Source organism: Mycolicibacterium duvalii, from assembly GCF_010726645.1.
GTDB classification, from domain to species: Bacteria; Actinomycetota; Actinomycetes; order Mycobacteriales; family Mycobacteriaceae; genus Mycobacterium; species Mycobacterium duvalii.
On sequence record NZ_AP022563.1, the window covers coordinates 2,252,508 to 2,268,516 of the forward strand.

The window sequence follows — 16,009 nt, forward strand, 5'->3', positions numbered from 1 at the left end:
GGACATCCGGCGACGTACCATCGGCCCCATGGCCATCGATGTGACGGTCCTGCGGGTGTTCACCGATCGGGACGGCAGGTTCGGTAACCCGCTTGGTGTGGTCGACTCCGCGACCGTCGAGCCCGATGACCGTCAGCGCATCGCCACGCAATTGGGTTTCAGCGAAACCGTTTTCGTCACGGTGCCCGCCGAACACCTGCATTCTGCACAGGCACACATCCACACGCCGACCGCCGAGATGCCGTTCGCCGGACACCCGACCGTGGGCGCCTCGTGGTGGCTCAAGAGCCGGGGCCGACCCATCAAGACATTGCAGGTGCCCGCCGGGGTCGTGCAGGTCACCTACCGCGACGAGGTGACCTCGGTCAGCGTGCGCGCGGCGTGGGCCCCAGACTTCGCGATTCACGACATCGCCACCGTCGACGCACTGCTCGACGCCGACCCCGACGAGTACAGCGACGAGGCCGAGCATTATCTGTGGACGTGGCTCGACGAAGCCAAGGACACCATCCGCGCACGGATGTTCGCTCCGCATCTGGGGATTCGCGAGGACGAAGCCACCGGTGCGGCCGCGGTGCGAATCACCGAGTACCTCAGCCGCGACCTGACCATCGTCCAGGGGCAGGGGTCAGTCATCCACACCACGTGGAGTCCCGACGGCTGGGTGCTGGTCGCCGGCCGTGTGGTCGAGGACGAGACGCGCCAGATCGACTGACACACCACGGGGTCGCTACGCCTGGGCCGAAACCTCACGGTGGGCGCGCAGCGCCTCGATCTCCCGCTCGAAATCCTCGGCCGAGGAGAACGAGCGGTACACCGACGCGAAGCGCAGGTACGCGACCTCGTCGAGATCCCGTAGCGGACCCAGGATGGCCAGGCCGACCTCGTGGCTGGGCACCTCCGGCGAGCCGGTGGCGCGGACCGCGTCCTCGACCTGCTGCGCCAACTTGTTGAGCGCATCGTCGTCGACCTGCCGACCCTGGCAGGCGCGCCGCACACCCTTGATGACCTTCTCGCGGCTGAACGGTTCGGTCACCCCGCTGCGCTTCACGACGGCCAGCACGGCGGTCTCGACGGTGGTGAATCGTCGACCGCATTCCGGACACGACCGGCGACGACGGATTGCCTGGCCCTCGTCGGTTTCTCGGGAGTCGACAACGCGGGAGTCAGGATGACGGCAGAAAGGACAGTGCATGCCCGCTCCTTCGCCGCTTCGACAGACAACCGCTTCGAACGACCTCGAGCCTACCTGCGCGCGGGTGCGACGACCCGTCGCGAGCCCGATCGGCACATGGCGTTTCGACATCGGCGATCAGGCGATCGGCGCGATCAGCGTCTGCCCGGCTCCGACAGCCACCGTATCGAGCGCGTTGAGCTCGCGGATCTTCGCGACCACTTCGGACACCGGCGCCTCCGGCGCGACCCTGCGAGCCACGTGCTGCAGCGACTCGCCTGCCTGCACCTGCACCACCGCCAGTCGACTGGGCACCGCCGCCTCCCGGCCGACCACACCGCCGGCCTCGGCGACCAGCCCCAGCCACACCGTGATGGCCGCGGCGACCAGCGCCAGGACGACGGTCGTGGCCGGGGTGATGGGACGGCGACGGTGGGGCGCACGCGACACGCTCACCCCCGCGCCGCGGTAGCGCATGGGTGCCACGCGCGGCCGCGCAGAACCCGACGGACGAGTGCTGCCCGGCACCCGCACCGGACGAGCCGCCCGGGCCTGCGCACGCTGGCGCGGCACGTCGTGTTCCGTCCGGCGTTCCGTACGGCCTGCCTCGTATGTGTAGATGACAGTCATCTTCGCCCCACCTTCCGATCGTTGATCGCTACCCGGCATTCGCTACTGTGTTCGAACTTTAGTCGATCACACGTTCGATTGATAGAACGTGTGATCGAACTGTTGCAGAGGCTAGCGGTCGGCACCGACAAGTCCGCTCCCGCAGATCGCGACGGCCAGAAGCGGACACGCGGTCGAACACATGTTTGATCAACGGCGGATCGTGGGCTACATTCGGGCCTATGAGCGACGACAGCGACAGCACCGCCGGCTCCGGTACGACCACCGCCGCGGCGGGCGCACGACGGGACAAGGGCTCAGGTCTGACCGAGCGTCAGCGCACCATCCTCGAGGTGATCCGGGCCTCCGTGACCACGCGCGGCTACCCGCCCAGCATCCGCGAGATCGGGGACGCGGTGGGGCTGACGTCGACTTCGTCGGTGGCCCATCAGCTGCGCACGCTCGAGCGCAAGGGCTTCCTGCGGCGCGATCCCAACCGTCCGCGTGCCGTCGACGTGCGCGGCCTGGAAGACGGCGTTGCGGCCACCGTGGCCGCCACCGACGTCACCGGCTCCGATGTGCTGCCCGAGCCGACCTTCGTGCCGGTCCTCGGCCGGATCGCCGCGGGCGGTCCGATCCTGGCCGAGGAAGCCGTCGAGGATGTCTTCCCCCTCCCCCGCGAACTCGTCGGAGAAGGTTCGCTGTTCCTGCTCAAGGTCGTCGGCGACTCGATGGTGGACGCGGCGATCTGTGACGGCGACTGGGTGGTGGTGCGCCAACAGAATGTTGCCGACAACGGCGACATCGTCGCTGCGATGATCGACGGGGAAGCTACGGTCAAGACCTTCAAGCGCACCCGCGGTCAGGTCTGGCTGATGCCGCACAACCCCGTCTTCGACCCGATTCCCGGCAATGATGCCGCGATCCTCGGCAAGGTCGTCACGGTCATCCGCAAAATCTGATCGCCGGTGACGCGTGCGGGCGTTCGCTGTTCAGCGGCTCCGCACGAAGCCGTTGGTGATCGCCATTTCCTCACTGGCGAACCAGAGTTCAGCCGGCGCGTCGGCGTACTCGGCGTCCTCGGGGATCCAATACAGCCCCGAGCGGGTGTCGGCTTTGACCGGATAGCCGTCGGGCACTTGGTGCGGGTCGTCCAGCGGCATGTGCACCGCTGTCCCTCCCGGAGTCGGCTCGTCGTCGTCGATGCGAGCGTGGCGGCCGGTATCGATCATTGCGTCTCTCTCGACAAGCGGTTCGGGCGTGTGCTCTGCGACCACCAGAGGTTCTCTGTCGGCTTCGAGGGCCGGCTCCTCATCACCGCCCACCTGGTCGAAATCGCCGTAGTGGTCGAGACCGTCGACTTCCCTCGCGGTCGGAACGCGAGTCGGCGCCGTGTCCACCGCGTCGGGGTTCTCGTCCTCTCCGAGGTCGGAGTCTTCGGGCTCCGCAGGTGCCGGCGGGGCGGTGGGCACCCCCCAGAAGCTCAGCGGCGTCGGCGCGACCTCCTCCGAGATCGCCGAGGATGTCGGCACATCCGGCGGAGTGGCCGTCGACACCGCGGTCAGACCTTCGCGTGCATAGCGATCGCCGAACAACTCGTCTTCGCCGTCGGCCGGCGCGGCGAACGACGCGGCGCCAGGTTCGGCGAAGGATTCGCGCGGGCGGTCGTATTCTGCGCCGTCTCCGTAGCCGGCGTCAGGGGTGCCGAACGACTCGTCGGCGGTGCGGCCGCGGTTGCGCATGATCAGGAAAGCGACCACGCCGAGCAGGCCCAGCAGCGCCACGATGGCGAGCAGCCACCACGGCGACCACTGCAGACCGGTGCCTTCATCGTCCTGGGGTGCGGCCTGGGTCGCCGCCGGCGCGCCCTGGTTCTGCTGGCCGGGCACTTCGAGGCCGGCCAGTTGGCTGGTGAGGTTGCCCGGCTCGGCGGTGAACGTCTGGTTCGCGGTGTCATAGGAGATCGCGCCGTTGCTGAACCGCTGGCTGATCACCGCGCCGTTCTGGGTCTGGTCGGCCACTGGGGCACCGAGCTCCCCTGCCGCGCCGCCTAGTTTGTCCCAGGCGGCCTTCATCGCGCCCCGCACGATGACGGCGCCATGGTCCGGAGTCCAGAAGATCACCGGGTTGTCCTCAGCGGCGAACGTGCTCATCCGGCTCGGCGTCACTCCGCCGTCGACCTCGCTGGCGGTCGGGAACCCCAGATCGCCTTCGGGGCCGCCCACGCTCTCGTACTTTTCGAGTACCTGTCCCGTCACCACGCTGGCGCCGGTCTCGGGGCTGTAGAAGATCTTGCCTCCGGAGAAGTCCTGGCCCAGACCGCCGTCGCCGATCGGATACGGCTCACCCTCGGCGGCGCCCAACGGACCCAGCGGCCCTCCGGCCGCCCGGCGGGCGGCGTTGATCGCCGAGATCGGGTCGTTCGGCACCGCCAGGTCGGTCAGCTGATCGGCGAGTTCGGGCGGCACCGTGGTGAAGGCCTCGGTGCTCCAGTCGTAGGACAGCTCACCGCCGGTGAACCGCTGCCGCACCACCGAGCCGCTGTAGGTCTCGTCCTCTGCCGGCACGCCCAGGACCCCCGACGATCCGCCGAGCCGGTCCCAGGCGGCGTTGATGGGGCCGCGGACGACGCGCGCACCGGTGTCCGGGGTCCAGAAGATCACCGGATTGTCGGGCGCGCTGAAGGTGCTGTTTCGGCTGCCGGGCGCCCGGCCGGGGCCTTCGTCGATCTCCGGGAACCCGAGGTCACTGTCGGCGGGACCGCCCAGCGACTCGTACTTCTCCAGGATGGCGCCCTGCATGAAGTGCGCCCCGGTGGCAGGGGTGAAGAACATCTTGCCTGCCGCGAAGTTCTGCGCGAAGCCGTCCCCGACGGGGTAGACGTCGCCGGCGCGCGGCCCCAGCGGGCCGGCGTCGCCGCCGGTGGCCTCCCACGCGGCGGTGATCGCGCCGCCGGCCTCCACCTCGGGTTGGGCGGTGGCGATTGGCGCCAGCAGGAACGCCGTGGCGATTCCCAACAGGCCGATCGTCAGACGACCGACCAGACGTTGGCGCAGCATCGGCTGCCGGATCATTCATCCTCCCCGCGGTCGGCGACTCGGTCCTGCGAAGTTACCGCGTGCGTTCACTGTGCTTGAGAAGGCCTCGATAACCAAGGACCCGCGCCGATTCATCGAAAGAATATGCGCCGGTCACCTGACGGTGACCGGCGCGTGTCCTCGACGCACTCCGCCGCCGACCCAGGATGACTCAGGCGCCGGTGGTCGCGGAGCGCTGAGCGGGCCGACGCGACCGGCGCCGGCGCGGGCGCTGGGCCTGGCCGGCGGGGGGACGGCGACGCTCGGCGGTCCGGGCCACCGGTGCGGCCACGGCCTGCGGCGCACGCCGGGGCGCGATCTCCCCGACCAGCGTCTGCACTTCCGCGGAGTCTGCGTCGACCTCTTTCGGGCGCACGGTGATTCCGGCGCGCCGCAGCAGCTGTTGAGTGTCGCGACGCTGTTCGGGCAGCACCACCGTGACGACATCGCCATCGCTGCCCGCGCGGGCCGTACGACCCGAGCGGTGCAGATAGGCCTTGTGCTCCATGGGCGGGTCCACGTGGACCACCAACTCGACACCGTCGACGTGCACGCCGCGCGCGGCGATGTCGGTGGCCACCAGCACCCGCGCCGAACCGTCCGAGAACGCGGCAAGATTGCGGTCGCGTGCCGGTTGCGACAGGTTGCCGTGCAGATCTACCGACGGAACCCCCGCCTCGGTGAGCTGCTTGGCCAGCTTGCGAGCCTGGTGTTTGGTGCGCATGAACAGGATTCGTCGCCCGGTCCCGGACGCCAGCAGGTGCACCAACGCCTTCTTCTCCTGCGCCCCGCCGACGTGGAACACGTGGTGGGTCATCTGCACCGGCGCTTCGTCGACCTCGTCGACGGAGTGCAGCACAGGGTCCCGCAGGAAGCGGCGAACCAGCTTGTCGACACCGTTGTCCAGCGTGGCAGAGAACAGCAGACGCTGACCGTCGGCGGGGGTGGCCGCGAGAATGCGCGTGACGCCGGGCAGGAAGCCGAGGTCGGCCATGTGGTCGGCTTCGTCGAGCACGGTCACCGCGACGGCGTCGAGGCTGATCAGCTTCTGCCGCATCAGGTCCTCGAGACGTCCGGGGCATGCCACCACGATGTCGACGCCCGACCGCAGCGCCTCCACCTGCCGGTTCTGCGAGACCCCGCCGAAGATGGTGGTCACCCGCAGGCCGCACGCGCGGGCCAGCGGGTCCAGCGTCGCGGTGATCTGGGTGGCCAGTTCGCGGGTGGGTGCGAGCACAAGACCCGACGGGCGGGCGGGTTGGCGGCGCCGGCCGGTCAGCGCGGCGACCAACGGGAGCGCGAAGGCGAGCGTCTTCCCGCTGCCGGTCTTGCCCCGGCCGAGGACGTCACGGCCCGTCAGGGAGTCCGGCAGCGTGGCCGTCTGGATCGGGAAGGGTTCGGCGATTCCGCGCTCGGTCAGCGCTGCCACCAGGGGTGCGGGCACGCCGAGGTCGGCGAAGGACACAGTGGTCATGATGAGTTCTTTCTGTCAGGGCCGTTTCGGGCGTTGTGTGCCCGAGCAGCCGCGACAGGAAGAGTTCAGCGGTGATGCGCACACATTGGCGGTGGCATCCCTGGGGGATGGCCGCCGTAGTCGATGGGTCATGGTCGGCGTGTTGACGCGGGCTTGTTGTCGAGTCTTCCGCGGCCGACGCTCCACCATGTTAGCCCAGCAATGCCGGACTCACGCATTCGTGCAGTTCAGTGCGTGATGAAGGGGCTCAACCCGGCTGCCAGGGCGACCGGCACGCGGGCCTTGATCCGGGTGCCCTGTGCGGTGTGCTCGGTGGCGTCGACGCGCCCGTCGGTGTGCATTCGGGCCACCAGGTCACCCCGGTCGTACGGGATCGTGACGTCGACGGTGACATCGGTGGGCACCACCAGTTCCGCCATCCGCGACCGTAGCCGGTCCAGACCGTCGCCGGTGCGTGCGGATACGAAGACCGCGCCGGGCAGCGCGCGCCGCAGCTGCGCCAGCGTCAGCCCGTCGGCGGCGTCTATCTTGTTGACCACCAACAACTCCGGCGGTGAGGCTATGCCGTACTCGGCAACCACGTCGTTGACCACCTGGCGCACGGCATTGATCTGGGCCAGTGGGTTGACATCGGAGCCGTCGACGACGTGCACGAGCAGATCGGCATCGACGACCTCCTCCAGGGTGGACCGGAACGCCTCGACGAGCTGGGTGGGCAGGTGCCGGACGAACCCGACGGTGTCGGTCAGCACGAAGGGCCGGCCGTCGTCGAATTGTCCGCGTCGCGTTGTGGGTTCGAGGGTGGCGAACAGCGCGTTCTCCACCAGGACCCCCGCGCCGGTGAGCGCGTTGAGCAGACTGGACTTGCCGGCGTTGGTGTAGCCGACGATGGCCACCGACGCCACGTCGCTGCGCCGCCGCCCGCTGCGCTGGGTGTCGCGGATCTTCTTCATTTCCTTGATGTCTCGGCGCAACTTGGCCATGCGTTCGCGGATACGCCGACGATCGGTCTCGATCTTCGTCTCACCCGGCCCGCGGGTGCCCACCCCGCCGCCGGCCCCGCCGGCGCGTCCACCGGCCTGCCGGGACATCGACTCACCCCAGCCGCGCAGCCGCGGCAGCATGTACTCCATCTGCGCCAGCGACACTTGAGCTTTGCCCTCGCGGCTGGTGGCGTGCTGGGCGAAGATGTCGAGGATCAGCGCGGTGCGGTCGATGACTTTGACCTTGACCACCTTCTCCAGCGCGTTGAGCTGGGCGGGGCTGAGTTCACCGTCACAGATCACGGTGTCGGCGCCGGTGGCCAGCACCACTTCGCGGAGTTCGGCGGCTTTACCGGAACCGATGTAGGTGGCCGGATCGGGTTTGTCGCGGCGCTGGATGACGCCTTCGAGCACCTCCGAGCCGGCGGTCTCGGCCAGCGCCGCCAACTCCGCCAGGCTGGCGTCGGCGTCGGCGGCGCTCCCGTCGGTCCAGACACCGACCAGCACGACACGTTCGAGTCGCAGCTGCCGGTACTCGACCTCGGAGATGTCGGACAACTCGGTGGACAGTCCGGCGACGCGGCGCAGGGCGGTGCGGTCTTCGAGGGCCAGCTCGCCGGCGCTCGGGGTCTCGAGGGATTCGGGATATGTCATAGGCGAATCAAGGTTCGCACGGAGATCACTTTTCATGCACCCCAATTAACGTCCGTGGGCTCTCCACCATTCCGGTGACAGCTCTCCGTACGCGACCAGCTCCGAGGGCCCGCGCAGGAAGCTGGTGGCTTCGGTGACCGTGACCTGCACCTGCCCGCCGGGGACGAGTACCCGCACCTGCCCGGTCTGTGCCTGCGCGTAGGCCAGCGCGGCTACGGCCGCGGCGACCGTACCGGTACCGCACGACCGCGTCTCGCCCACTCCCCGCTCGTGGACGCGCATCGAGACCGCACCGTCGGTCGGCGCGGTCAGCACCTCGATGTTGACGCCCTCGGGAAACTGGGCGTGGTCGAACTGCACGGCGGCAGCCACGTCGAGGGCCCGCAACTCGTCGGTGGTGAGGGTGTCGTCGACACACGCCAGGTGCGGGTTGCCCACGTCGACGGCCACCCCGGCGAACCGGCGACCCCCGACCACGGCGTGGCCGGAGCCGAACCGGTTGGCCTTGCCCATCTCGACGGTCACGTCGGCGGCCAGGTCGTCGGCGTCGTGCAACAGCACCGGGCGCGGCCCGGCCAACGACCCGACGACGAACTCCCGACGTTTCTCCAACCCGCTGGCGTGCAGGTAATGGGCGAACACCCGCACCCCGTTGCCGCACATCTGCGCGACGGACCCGTCGGCGTTGCGGTAGTCCATGAACCAGTCCTCGGCGGCCAGTCCGTCGGGGAGCCGGGCCAATACCCCGGCGGCCAGCGCGGCACCGGCCGTCGTGACCCGCAGGACCCCGTCGGCGCCCAGCCCGCGCCTGCGGTCGCACAACGCGGTCACCGCGGACGGCGCCAGGTCGATCGCGGCCGGCAGGTCGGGCAGCACGACGAAGTCGTTCTGCGTGCCGTGCCCCTTCGCGAACTTCACCTGGTCAGGATACGGCGCGCCAGCATCGAACAGCCGCGTCCGCCACGTCGTCGGCGCCGCCGTCGAGCCAGGTGACCCGGTGGTCGCGGCGGAACCAGGAGCGCTGGCGGCGCACGTAGCGGCGGGTCCCCACGAACGTGGGTTCGCGCGCACCGCTGCCGTCACCGCCGGCATCGAGGTCGGCGAGCACCTGCGCGTAACCCAGCGCACGGGATGCGGTCACCCCGCCGCGCAACCCGCGCGGCAGCAGCCCGAGCACCTCCTCGACCAGCCCGTCGGCGAACATCTTCTCGGTGCGCCGAGCCAGCCGCCGATCGAGAACCTCAGTGGGCCAATCCAATCCGATGATCACGGTGCCCCACCGCGGCGGTCCGATCCGCGGCGCCGACGCAGCGAACGGTTGCCCGGTCAGCTCGACCACTTCCAGCGCGCGCACGATGCGCCGGCCGTCGGTGGGCAGGATCGACGCGGCCGCCGCGGGGTCGACCCGGCCGAGTTCGCGGTGCAGTTCGCCGACACCGACCTCGGCCAGCCGGGCCTCCCACCGGGCCCGCACCGCCGGGTCGGTGGCCGGGAACGCCCAGTCGTCCAGCAGCGACTGGACGTAGAGCATGGACCCGCCGACGACGATCGGCAGCGCCCCGCGGGCCAGGACGGCCTCGATGTCGGCGGCGGCGGCCTGCTGATAGCGGGCCACGCTGGCGGTCTCGGTGACCTCCAGCACGTCGAGCTGGTGGTGCGGAATCCCACGGCGCTGGGCGACCGGCAGCTTTGCGGTACCGATGTCCATGCCGCGATAGAGCTGCATCGCGTCGGCGTTGACCACCTCGACCGGCAGGCCCACCCGCTCGGCGACGGCGAGCGCCAGGTCGGACTTACCGGTTCCGGTCGGTCCGACGAGGGCCAGCGGCCGCACCGTCACGGGGTCCAGACACCGACGAAATAGCCGACGCCGTACGGCGCGCCGCGGTACAGCTCCCGCACCGACGCGGGCCCGGGCCCGGCCAGCCCGGCCAGTGCCTGGTAGGCGACCCGGCCGACGATCGAGCTCGGCAGCCGCAGCAGCGCCGCCGTGTCGCCGGCGGCCAGCGCGTCGTCCAGGGCCGCCTGCACCGAGATCGAATCCGGGTCGTGACCGCCCGGCGCAGCGGGTGTGAGGGTGTTCGCGCCGTCGGCGACCACCAGTACACCGACAGGTTCGGGATGGCCGTCGAGGTCGGCGCGGAGCGCCTGCCCGTGCCGGCGCGCGGCGTCACACTCCTGATCGGCACGCAGCACGTGGGCCTCGACCTCGGCGTCGGGAACCGCCACACCGCGCAGCCACCCGGCGATCAGCGCACACAGCGGCAGGGGTGTCGGCGCACCACCCACCGGAGCCGGTGACAGGGCAACCGGGAGGTCCACGCCGTACCCGGCGAACGTGCCGCGCGATGCCGGACCGTACCCTCCGTCGCCCTCGCCGGCGCCGACCGCGATCCAGCGCCGGCCCAGCGTCGCCGCGGCGGCAGTCGCAGCATCCCGCAGGTCGGCGGTCTCCGCGGCGGCCGCTCCGGCCAGCTCGGCGACCATGACCGGTGCCGACGGGACGATCGCGATGGCGCTCAGCACGTCACCAGTTAACCGCAGCCGTTCATGCCGGCTGGTGGGTGGCGGCCTCCCCGCGGGCCAACGCGGTGGTCGCCACGACCATCACGGCCACCGCCACGACCAGCGTGAACCAGCCCGCCTCGCCGGGACGCAACGTTTCGGAGAGCACCGCGACCCCCAGCCCGCACGCCACGATCGGCTCGGTGATCGTCATCGCCGGCAGCGAGGCGGTCAGCGCGCCGGCCCGGAACGCCGCCTGCTGCAGGATGGTGCCGCCGACGGCCACCAGCACCCACGCGTAGAGCTCGGGCGTGGCCAGCAGCGTGGCCACCCCGTCCCAGCTGGTCACATCGAGCCGGTGCACCACCGTTTTGGTCAGCACCGCGAACACCCCCCACAGCGCTCCGGCGGCCACCCCCAGCAGCACCGCGCTGACCGGCCCCGACGCGCACCGAGCCCCGAGCAGGCACAGGACCAGCACCGGGCCCAGCACCGCCGCCACTTCCAGCCAGGCCTCCACCGACGCCCGCGTCTGGCCGGCGGTGGGATTGCCCACCGTCACCACCACGCCCACGGCGGCGGCCAGCAGTGCGGCCCACGCCCATTCCCAGCGCGACACCCGGCGGTCGTCGAGCCGGGCGTGCAGAGGCAGCGCGAACAGCAGCGAGGTGACCAGCAACGCCTGTACCAGCAGCACCGACCCCAGCCCCAGCGCCGCGGCCTGCAACGCGAAGCCTCCTGCGGCGACCGCGCTGCCGACCCACCAGCGCCGGTCACGCAGGAGCTGGGCGAACAGCGCCACGTGGCCGACCGGTTCGTCGGTGACCTGTTGCGCGGACCTCTGGTGGATGACGTCTCCGACGGCGACGAAGAACGCGGCGGCGAGCGCGAGCAGCGCTGCGATATCGGCCGTGGCCATCGGCCTCCTCCCGGTTGTCGCACCGAAGCCTAGAGAGCGGGCCTGCCGAAGCCGTGGGCGCAGTGCCGGAGTACCTGTTTCAATAGCGGACGAACGGCTGTAGGGCGCCGCGCTGCGCGGCACGTGCGCGATATCGCGCGAAAGGGCATGAGGTGACGGAGATGACGACCACCGAACCGGGCGGAGCACACGAAGGCGACCAGCAGGCCGACCAGCACGCCGAGCCCATCCCGCCGCCCGCCGCCAGGCCCATCCCGCGACCCACCGCCAGGCCCATCCCGCGGCCTGCCGCCAAGCCCATGCCGCGGCCTGCCGCGGCCAAGGCACCGGTGGTCACCGTCCCGTCCAGCGACCCGCACCGCTTCGGCCGCGTCGATCCCGACGGCACCGTGTGGCTGATCACCGCCGCAGGTGAACGCAGCATCGGGTCGTGGCAGGCCGGCGACCCGGAGGCCGCGTTCGCGCACTTCGGCCGCCGTTTCGACGACCTGCACACCGAGGTGGTGCTGCTGGAAAACCGTCTGGACTCGGGGTCCGGGGATGCCCGCAAGATCCGGTCGGCGGCCAAGGCGCTGGCCGAGAGCCTGCCCGACGCGCACGTGCTCGGCGATGTCGACGCACTGGCGGCGCGGCTGGCCGACATCGTCGAACGGGCCGACCATGCCAGCGCGCAGGAGAAGGCGCGCCGCGAAGAGCAGCGCGCCGCCCAGACCGCCCGCAAGGAGGCGCTGGCCGCCGAGGCCGAGGAGCTGGGTGCCAACTCCACGCAGTGGAAGGCCGCCGGTGACCGGCTGCGCGCGATCCTCGACGAGTGGAAGACGATCACCGGGCTGGACCGCAAGACCGACGACGCGCTGTGGAAGCGCTATTCGGCGGCCCGCGACACCTTCAACCGGCGGCGCGGATCGCATTTCGCCGAACTCGACCGGGAGCGCGCCGGCGCCAAGCAGGCCAAGGAGGCGCTGTGCGTGCGCGCTGAGGAGCTGTGCGACTCCACCGAGTGGGGGCCCACCTCGGCGCTGTTCCGGGAGCTGCTGGCCGAGTGGAAGGCCGCCGGCCGCGCCGCCAAGGATGTCGACGATGCACTCTGGCAGCGGTTCAAGGCCGCCCAGGACACGTTCTTCTCCGCCCGCAACGCCGCGTCAGCCGAACGCGACGCCGAGTTCCGCGCCAACGCCGCAGCCAAGGAGGCGCTGCTGGCCGAGGCCGAGAAGATCGACAGCTCCGACCTGGACGCGGCGCGCGCCGCGTTGCGCACCATCGGCGACAAGTGGGATGCGATCGGTAAGGTGCCGCGCGAACGCGCCGCCGACCTCGAGCGCCGGCTGCGCGCCGTGGAGAAGAAGATCCGCGACGCCCCCACCGGCGGTGTGGACCCGGAGGCGCAGGCGCGTGCCGACCAGTTCCGCGCCCGTGCCGAGCAGTTCGAACGCCAGGCCGCCAAAGCCGACGCCGCGGGCCGGACGAAAGACGCCGAGGAGGCGCGCGCGAGCGCCCAGCAGTGGCGTCAGTGGGCCGAGGCCGCCGTCGAGGCGCTGGGTAAGCGACGCAACTGACGGACCGCCCGGATCAGCCGGCCGGCCGGTCCGGATCCTCGGGACGGTCGTCCTTGCCCAGATCCAGCAGCCCTTTGCCCTGGTTTTCGCGCGCCCGTTGGCGACGCTCTTCTTCGGCGGCCATCTGCAGCGCGGTCCGCGTCCACACCACGCGGGCCCAGTGGAAGGTCAGCAGAATCACCGCCAGCCAGCCGATCACGAGCCCGATGCCGGGCCCCGGATACGGCTCGGCGGCGGTCTGGCGTGACCACACGGCCAGCATCCCGATCACACACGCCACCGCCGACCCCGCCAGCGCCACCCAGGCCACCGCCCAGCGGCGGGTGAGCAGCGCGAGGATCGAGAACCCGACCGAGAACACGATGGCCAGGACGGCGAACACCCGCGAGGGCAGCGCAACGCCCTCGCGGTCAGCCGCCTCGGTGAAGGCCAGGACGTCGAAGCCCCTGGCCCCACCGGTGTGCGGAAGCAGGAACGACAGCAACACGATGAACACCAGCACCGCGACGACCAACGCCCGGATGCCGGCGTCGAACTCCCCGGCGACCCGGCGCTCGACGTCTTCGATGTCGCCCTTGTAGGACTCGAAGTCGTCGTGTTCGTTCGGGGTGCTCACAGCCCACACCCCGGTGCCGCCGGCTCCGCCGGTGCGGGCGCTCCGATTCCCGGCATACCCAGACCGACGCCGGTACGCGGCCGCTGCCCGGCGGCGTGCGCGTCCCCTGCCCGGGTGCGCCGGTGGCTGAGGACGCCGGCGTCGGCGATCAGATGGTGCGGTGCGGCGCCGGTGACGGTGGTGGTGAGGATGTCGCCCGGCCGGATCTGCTCGCGCAGGTCGTCGGGCGCGAAGTGCACCAGCCTGCCGTCTCGGGCGCGGCCGGACAGCCGGGCGGTGCTGGCGTCCTTACGGCCTTCCCCGGTGGCGACCAGCACTTCCACGGTGCGGCCCACCTGGGCCTCGTTCTCGTCCAGCGAGATCTTCTCCTGTAGTGCGATCAATCGTTGATAACGTTCGCTGACAACGGATTTGGGGATCTGATCGTCGAGCTCGGCCGCGGGGGTGCCGGGCCGCTTCGAGTATTGGAAGGTGAACGCGCTCGCGAATCGCGCCGCGGCCACCACGTCGAGTGTCGCCTGGAAGTCGGCTTCGGTCTCGCCGGGAAACCCGACGATCAGGTCGGTGGTGATGGCGGCGTGCGGAATCGCCGCCCGCACTCGGTCGATGATGCCCAGGAAGCGGTCGGCGCGGTAGGACCGCCGCATGGCCCGCAGGATGCGGTCCGAGCCCGACTGCAGCGGCATGTGCAGGGTCGGGCACACATTCGGCGTATCGGCCATCGCCTCGATCACGTCATCGGTGAACTCCGCCGGATGCGGCGAGGTGAACCGCAGCCGTTCGAGGCCGTCGATGTCGCCACAGGCGCGCAGCAGTTTCGCGAACGCACCCCGGTCCCGCGGCTGATCCCCGTCGGCGAAGGAGACGCCGTAGGCGTTGACGTTCTGGCCCAGGAGGGTGACCTCCAACACCCCCTGCTCGACGAGCGACCGCACCTCGGCCAGCACATCGGTCGGACGGCGGTCCACCTCTTTACCGCGCAACGACGGGACGATGCAGAACGTACAGGTGTTGTTGCAGCCGACCGAAATGGAAACCCAGGCGGCATAAGATGATTCGCGACTGGCAGGAAGCGCAGACGGGAATTCCCGCAATGCCTCGGCGATTTCGACCTGCGCGACGCGATTGTGCCGGGCGCGTTCGAGCAACGCGGGCAGTGAGCCGATGTTGTGCGTGCCGAACACCACGTCGACCCACGGCGCTTTCTTCAGGACCGCGTCCCGGTCCTTCTGCGCAAGACACCCGCCGACCGCGATCTGCATCCGCGGGTCGGATTGCTTGCGCGGAGCCAGATGGCTGAGGTTCCCGTACAACTTGTTGTCAGCGTTCTCCCGCACCGCGCAGGTGTTGAACACCACGACGTCGGCGTCGGCGCCGTCATCGGCGCGACGGTAACCGGCCGCCTCCAACAGGCCCGCAAGCCGTTCGGAGTCGTGCACGTTCATCTGACAGCCGTAGGTTCTGACCTGGAAGGTGCGCGTGTCGCGCGCGGGGTCGGCCCCGTACGTCTGCTGCGTCACCATGGAAGTCACCGGCCCCATCCTACGGACGTGCCGATCCGGGCCGAAACGCGTGGTTTGGCCGGGTGATCTGCGCGGATTGCTCAGTTCCCGGCACGCTGGGCGTTCCCTGGGTAAGGTCATCACGCATGGACAGCCCCAGGGAGTCCCCTGATGTGCCGATGATCTCGATGAAGGCGGTCAACAAGCACTTCGGCGATCTCCACGTCCTCCGCGACATCAACCTCGAGGTCGGCAAGGGCCAAGTCGTTGTCGTTCTGGGGCCGTCCGGGTCAGGCAAGTCCACCTTGTGCCGCACCATCAACCGGTTGGAGCCCATCGATTCGGGCACCATCACCATCGACGGCGAGGTGCTGCCGGAAGAGGGCCGCCGGCTGGCGCAGCTGCGGTCCGACGTCGGGATGGTCTTCCAGTCGTTCAACTTGTTCGCCCACAAGACGATCGTGGACAACGTCACGCTGGCACCGATGAAGGTGCGCAAGCTGTCGAAGGCGGCGGCCCGCGAGAAGGCGATGGCCCTGCTCGACCGCGTCGGCGTGGCCAATCAGGCCGACAAGTACCCCGCTCAGCTCTCCGGCGGGCAGCAGCAGCGCGTCGCCATCGCCCGGTCGCTGGCGATGAACCCCAAGGTGATGCTGTTCGATGAACCGACCAGCGCGCTGGACCCCGAGATGATCAACGAGGTATTGGCGGTGATGGCGTCGCTGGCCGGTGAGGGCATGACGATGGTGGTGGTCACCCACGAGATGGGATTCGCCCGTCGCGCCGCCAACCGGGTGGTGTTCATGTCCGACGGGGCGATCGTCGAGGACGCCCCGCCCGTCGAGTTCTTCGACAACCCGCGATCCGACCGAGCCAAGGAATTCCTGGGCAAGATTCTTCACCACTGATCCGACCATCCGCAGAGCCTCTGAAAGGAAAC

15 protein-coding genes are annotated in these 16,009 nt (G+C 70.1%); 4 read left to right on the forward strand and 11 right to left on the reverse strand.

Translation table 11 applies throughout. The features are described 5' to 3' along the window. Positions 1 to 28: 28 nt before the first annotated feature. On the forward strand, positions 29 to 715 hold the full coding sequence (locus tag G6N31_RS10530) for a PhzF family protein (protein WP_098001891.1): 687 nt from the start codon (positions 29 to 31) through the stop codon (positions 713 to 715). Positions 716 to 730: 15 nt separating this feature from the next. Here G6N31_RS10530 and nrdR read toward each other — a convergent pair whose 3' ends face one another. Both nrdR and G6N31_RS10540 read right to left on the reverse strand, forming a co-directional pair. Next, positions 731 to 1,195, reverse strand: a complete 465-nt coding sequence (gene nrdR / locus G6N31_RS10535) for a transcriptional regulator NrdR (protein WP_098001892.1) — start codon at positions 1,193 to 1,195, stop codon at positions 731 to 733. A 117-nt stretch (positions 1,196 to 1,312) separates the two neighbouring features. After that, positions 1,313 to 1,804: a peptigoglycan-binding protein LysM gene (locus tag G6N31_RS10540; RefSeq protein ID WP_098001893.1), complete on the reverse strand. Its 492-nt coding sequence runs from the start codon at positions 1,802 to 1,804 to the stop codon at positions 1,313 to 1,315. 221 nt (positions 1,805 to 2,025) lie between these two features. On the opposite strand from G6N31_RS10540, the gene lexA reads away from it, so the two are divergent. Continuing rightward, positions 2,026 to 2,745: a transcriptional repressor LexA gene (gene lexA, locus G6N31_RS10545; protein WP_098001894.1), complete on the forward strand. Its 720-nt coding sequence runs from the start codon at positions 2,026 to 2,028 to the stop codon at positions 2,743 to 2,745. A gap of 30 nt (positions 2,746 to 2,775) precedes the next feature. Here lexA and G6N31_RS10550 read toward each other — a convergent pair whose 3' ends face one another. The 7 genes from G6N31_RS10550 to G6N31_RS10580 form a co-directional block, all read right to left on the reverse strand. Continuing rightward, positions 2,776 to 4,857, reverse strand: a complete 2,082-nt coding sequence (locus G6N31_RS10550) for an LGFP repeat-containing protein (RefSeq protein ID WP_098001895.1) — start codon at positions 4,855 to 4,857, stop codon at positions 2,776 to 2,778. A 175-nt stretch (positions 4,858 to 5,032) separates the two neighbouring features. Further along, a complete protein-coding gene (locus G6N31_RS10555) occupies positions 5,033 to 6,334 on the reverse strand; it encodes a DEAD/DEAH box helicase (protein ID WP_098001896.1) in 1,302 nt (433 codons plus the stop codon). 227 nt (positions 6,335 to 6,561) lie between these two features. Beyond that, positions 6,562 to 7,971: a GTPase HflX gene (gene hflX, locus G6N31_RS10560; protein ID WP_098001897.1), complete on the reverse strand. Its 1,410-nt coding sequence runs from the start codon at positions 7,969 to 7,971 to the stop codon at positions 6,562 to 6,564. Positions 7,972 to 8,016: 45 nt separating this feature from the next. Continuing rightward, complete coding sequence (dapF, locus tag G6N31_RS10565) at positions 8,017 to 8,889, reverse strand: diaminopimelate epimerase (RefSeq protein ID WP_098001898.1); 873 nt, start codon at positions 8,887 to 8,889, stop codon at positions 8,017 to 8,019. A 4-nt stretch (positions 8,890 to 8,893) separates the two neighbouring features. Beyond that, positions 8,894 to 9,805 carry a tRNA (adenosine(37)-N6)-dimethylallyltransferase MiaA gene (gene miaA, locus G6N31_RS10570; protein WP_098002043.1) on the reverse strand — a complete coding sequence of 304 codons (912 nt, stop codon included), beginning with the start codon at positions 9,803 to 9,805 and terminating at the stop codon, positions 8,894 to 8,896. 2 nt (positions 9,806 to 9,807) lie between these two features. Next, the gene (locus G6N31_RS10575; RefSeq protein ID WP_098001899.1) at positions 9,808 to 10,497 is read right to left on the reverse strand and encodes a class III extradiol ring-cleavage dioxygenase family protein; all 690 of its coding nucleotides are present in this window, start codon (positions 10,495 to 10,497) and stop codon (positions 9,808 to 9,810) included. Positions 10,498 to 10,519: 22 nt separating this feature from the next. Then, positions 10,520 to 11,395 (reverse strand): DMT family transporter, encoded by an 876-nt coding sequence (locus tag G6N31_RS10580; protein ID WP_098001900.1) that lies wholly within the window; start codon positions 11,393 to 11,395, stop codon positions 10,520 to 10,522. A 161-nt stretch (positions 11,396 to 11,556) separates the two neighbouring features. Here G6N31_RS10580 and G6N31_RS10585 point away from each other — a divergent pair, with 161 nt between their 5' ends. Next, a complete protein-coding gene (locus G6N31_RS10585) occupies positions 11,557 to 12,951 on the forward strand; it encodes a DUF349 domain-containing protein (RefSeq protein ID WP_098001901.1) in 1,395 nt (464 codons plus the stop codon). Positions 12,952 to 12,964: 13 nt separating this feature from the next. Here G6N31_RS10585 and G6N31_RS10590 read toward each other — a convergent pair whose 3' ends face one another. Beyond that, complete coding sequence (locus G6N31_RS10590; RefSeq protein WP_098001902.1) at positions 12,965 to 13,576, reverse strand: Rv2732c family membrane protein; 612 nt, start codon at positions 13,574 to 13,576, stop codon at positions 12,965 to 12,967. Next, positions 13,564 to 15,108: a tRNA (N6-isopentenyl adenosine(37)-C2)-methylthiotransferase MiaB gene (gene miaB, locus G6N31_RS10595; protein WP_098001903.1), complete on the reverse strand. Its 1,545-nt coding sequence runs from the start codon at positions 15,106 to 15,108 to the stop codon at positions 13,564 to 13,566. The genes G6N31_RS10590 and miaB overlap by 13 nt, the downstream gene beginning before the upstream one ends. Before the next feature lie 140 nt (positions 15,109 to 15,248). Between miaB and G6N31_RS10600 the strand changes: the two genes are divergently transcribed. After that, positions 15,249 to 15,977, forward strand: a complete 729-nt coding sequence (locus tag G6N31_RS10600) for an amino acid ABC transporter ATP-binding protein (protein ID WP_098002044.1) — start codon at positions 15,249 to 15,251, stop codon at positions 15,975 to 15,977. Positions 15,978 to 16,009 lie beyond the last annotated feature (32 nt).

Excerpts from the sequence above, each read along its gene's own strand:
- G6N31_RS10530 (WP_098001891.1), top strand. The coding sequence starts at position 29 with ATGGCCATCGATGTGACGGTCCTGCGGGTGTTCACCGATCGGGACGGC.
- nrdR (WP_098001892.1), bottom strand. The coding sequence starts at position 1,195 with ATGCACTGTCCTTTCTGCCGTCATCCTGACTCCCGCGTTGTCGACTCC.
- G6N31_RS10540 (WP_098001893.1), bottom strand. The coding sequence starts at position 1,804 with ATGACTGTCATCTACACATACGAGGCAGGCCGTACGGAACGCCGGACG.
- lexA (WP_098001894.1), top strand. The coding sequence starts at position 2,026 with ATGAGCGACGACAGCGACAGCACCGCCGGCTCCGGTACGACCACCGCC.
- G6N31_RS10550 (WP_098001895.1), bottom strand. The coding sequence starts at position 4,857 with ATGATCCGGCAGCCGATGCTGCGCCAACGTCTGGTCGGTCGTCTGACG.
- G6N31_RS10555 (WP_098001896.1), bottom strand. The coding sequence starts at position 6,334 with ATGACCACTGTGTCCTTCGCCGACCTCGGCGTGCCCGCACCCCTGGTG.
- hflX (WP_098001897.1), bottom strand. The coding sequence starts at position 7,971 with ATGACATATCCCGAATCCCTCGAGACCCCGAGCGCCGGCGAGCTGGCC.
- G6N31_RS10580 (WP_098001900.1), bottom strand. The coding sequence starts at position 11,395 with ATGGCCACGGCCGATATCGCAGCGCTGCTCGCGCTCGCCGCCGCGTTC.
- G6N31_RS10585 (WP_098001901.1), top strand. The coding sequence starts at position 11,557 with ATGACGACCACCGAACCGGGCGGAGCACACGAAGGCGACCAGCAGGCC.
- miaB (WP_098001903.1), bottom strand. The coding sequence starts at position 15,108 with ATGGGGCCGGTGACTTCCATGGTGACGCAGCAGACGTACGGGGCCGAC.
- G6N31_RS10600 (WP_098002044.1), top strand. The coding sequence starts at position 15,249 with ATGATCTCGATGAAGGCGGTCAACAAGCACTTCGGCGATCTCCACGTC.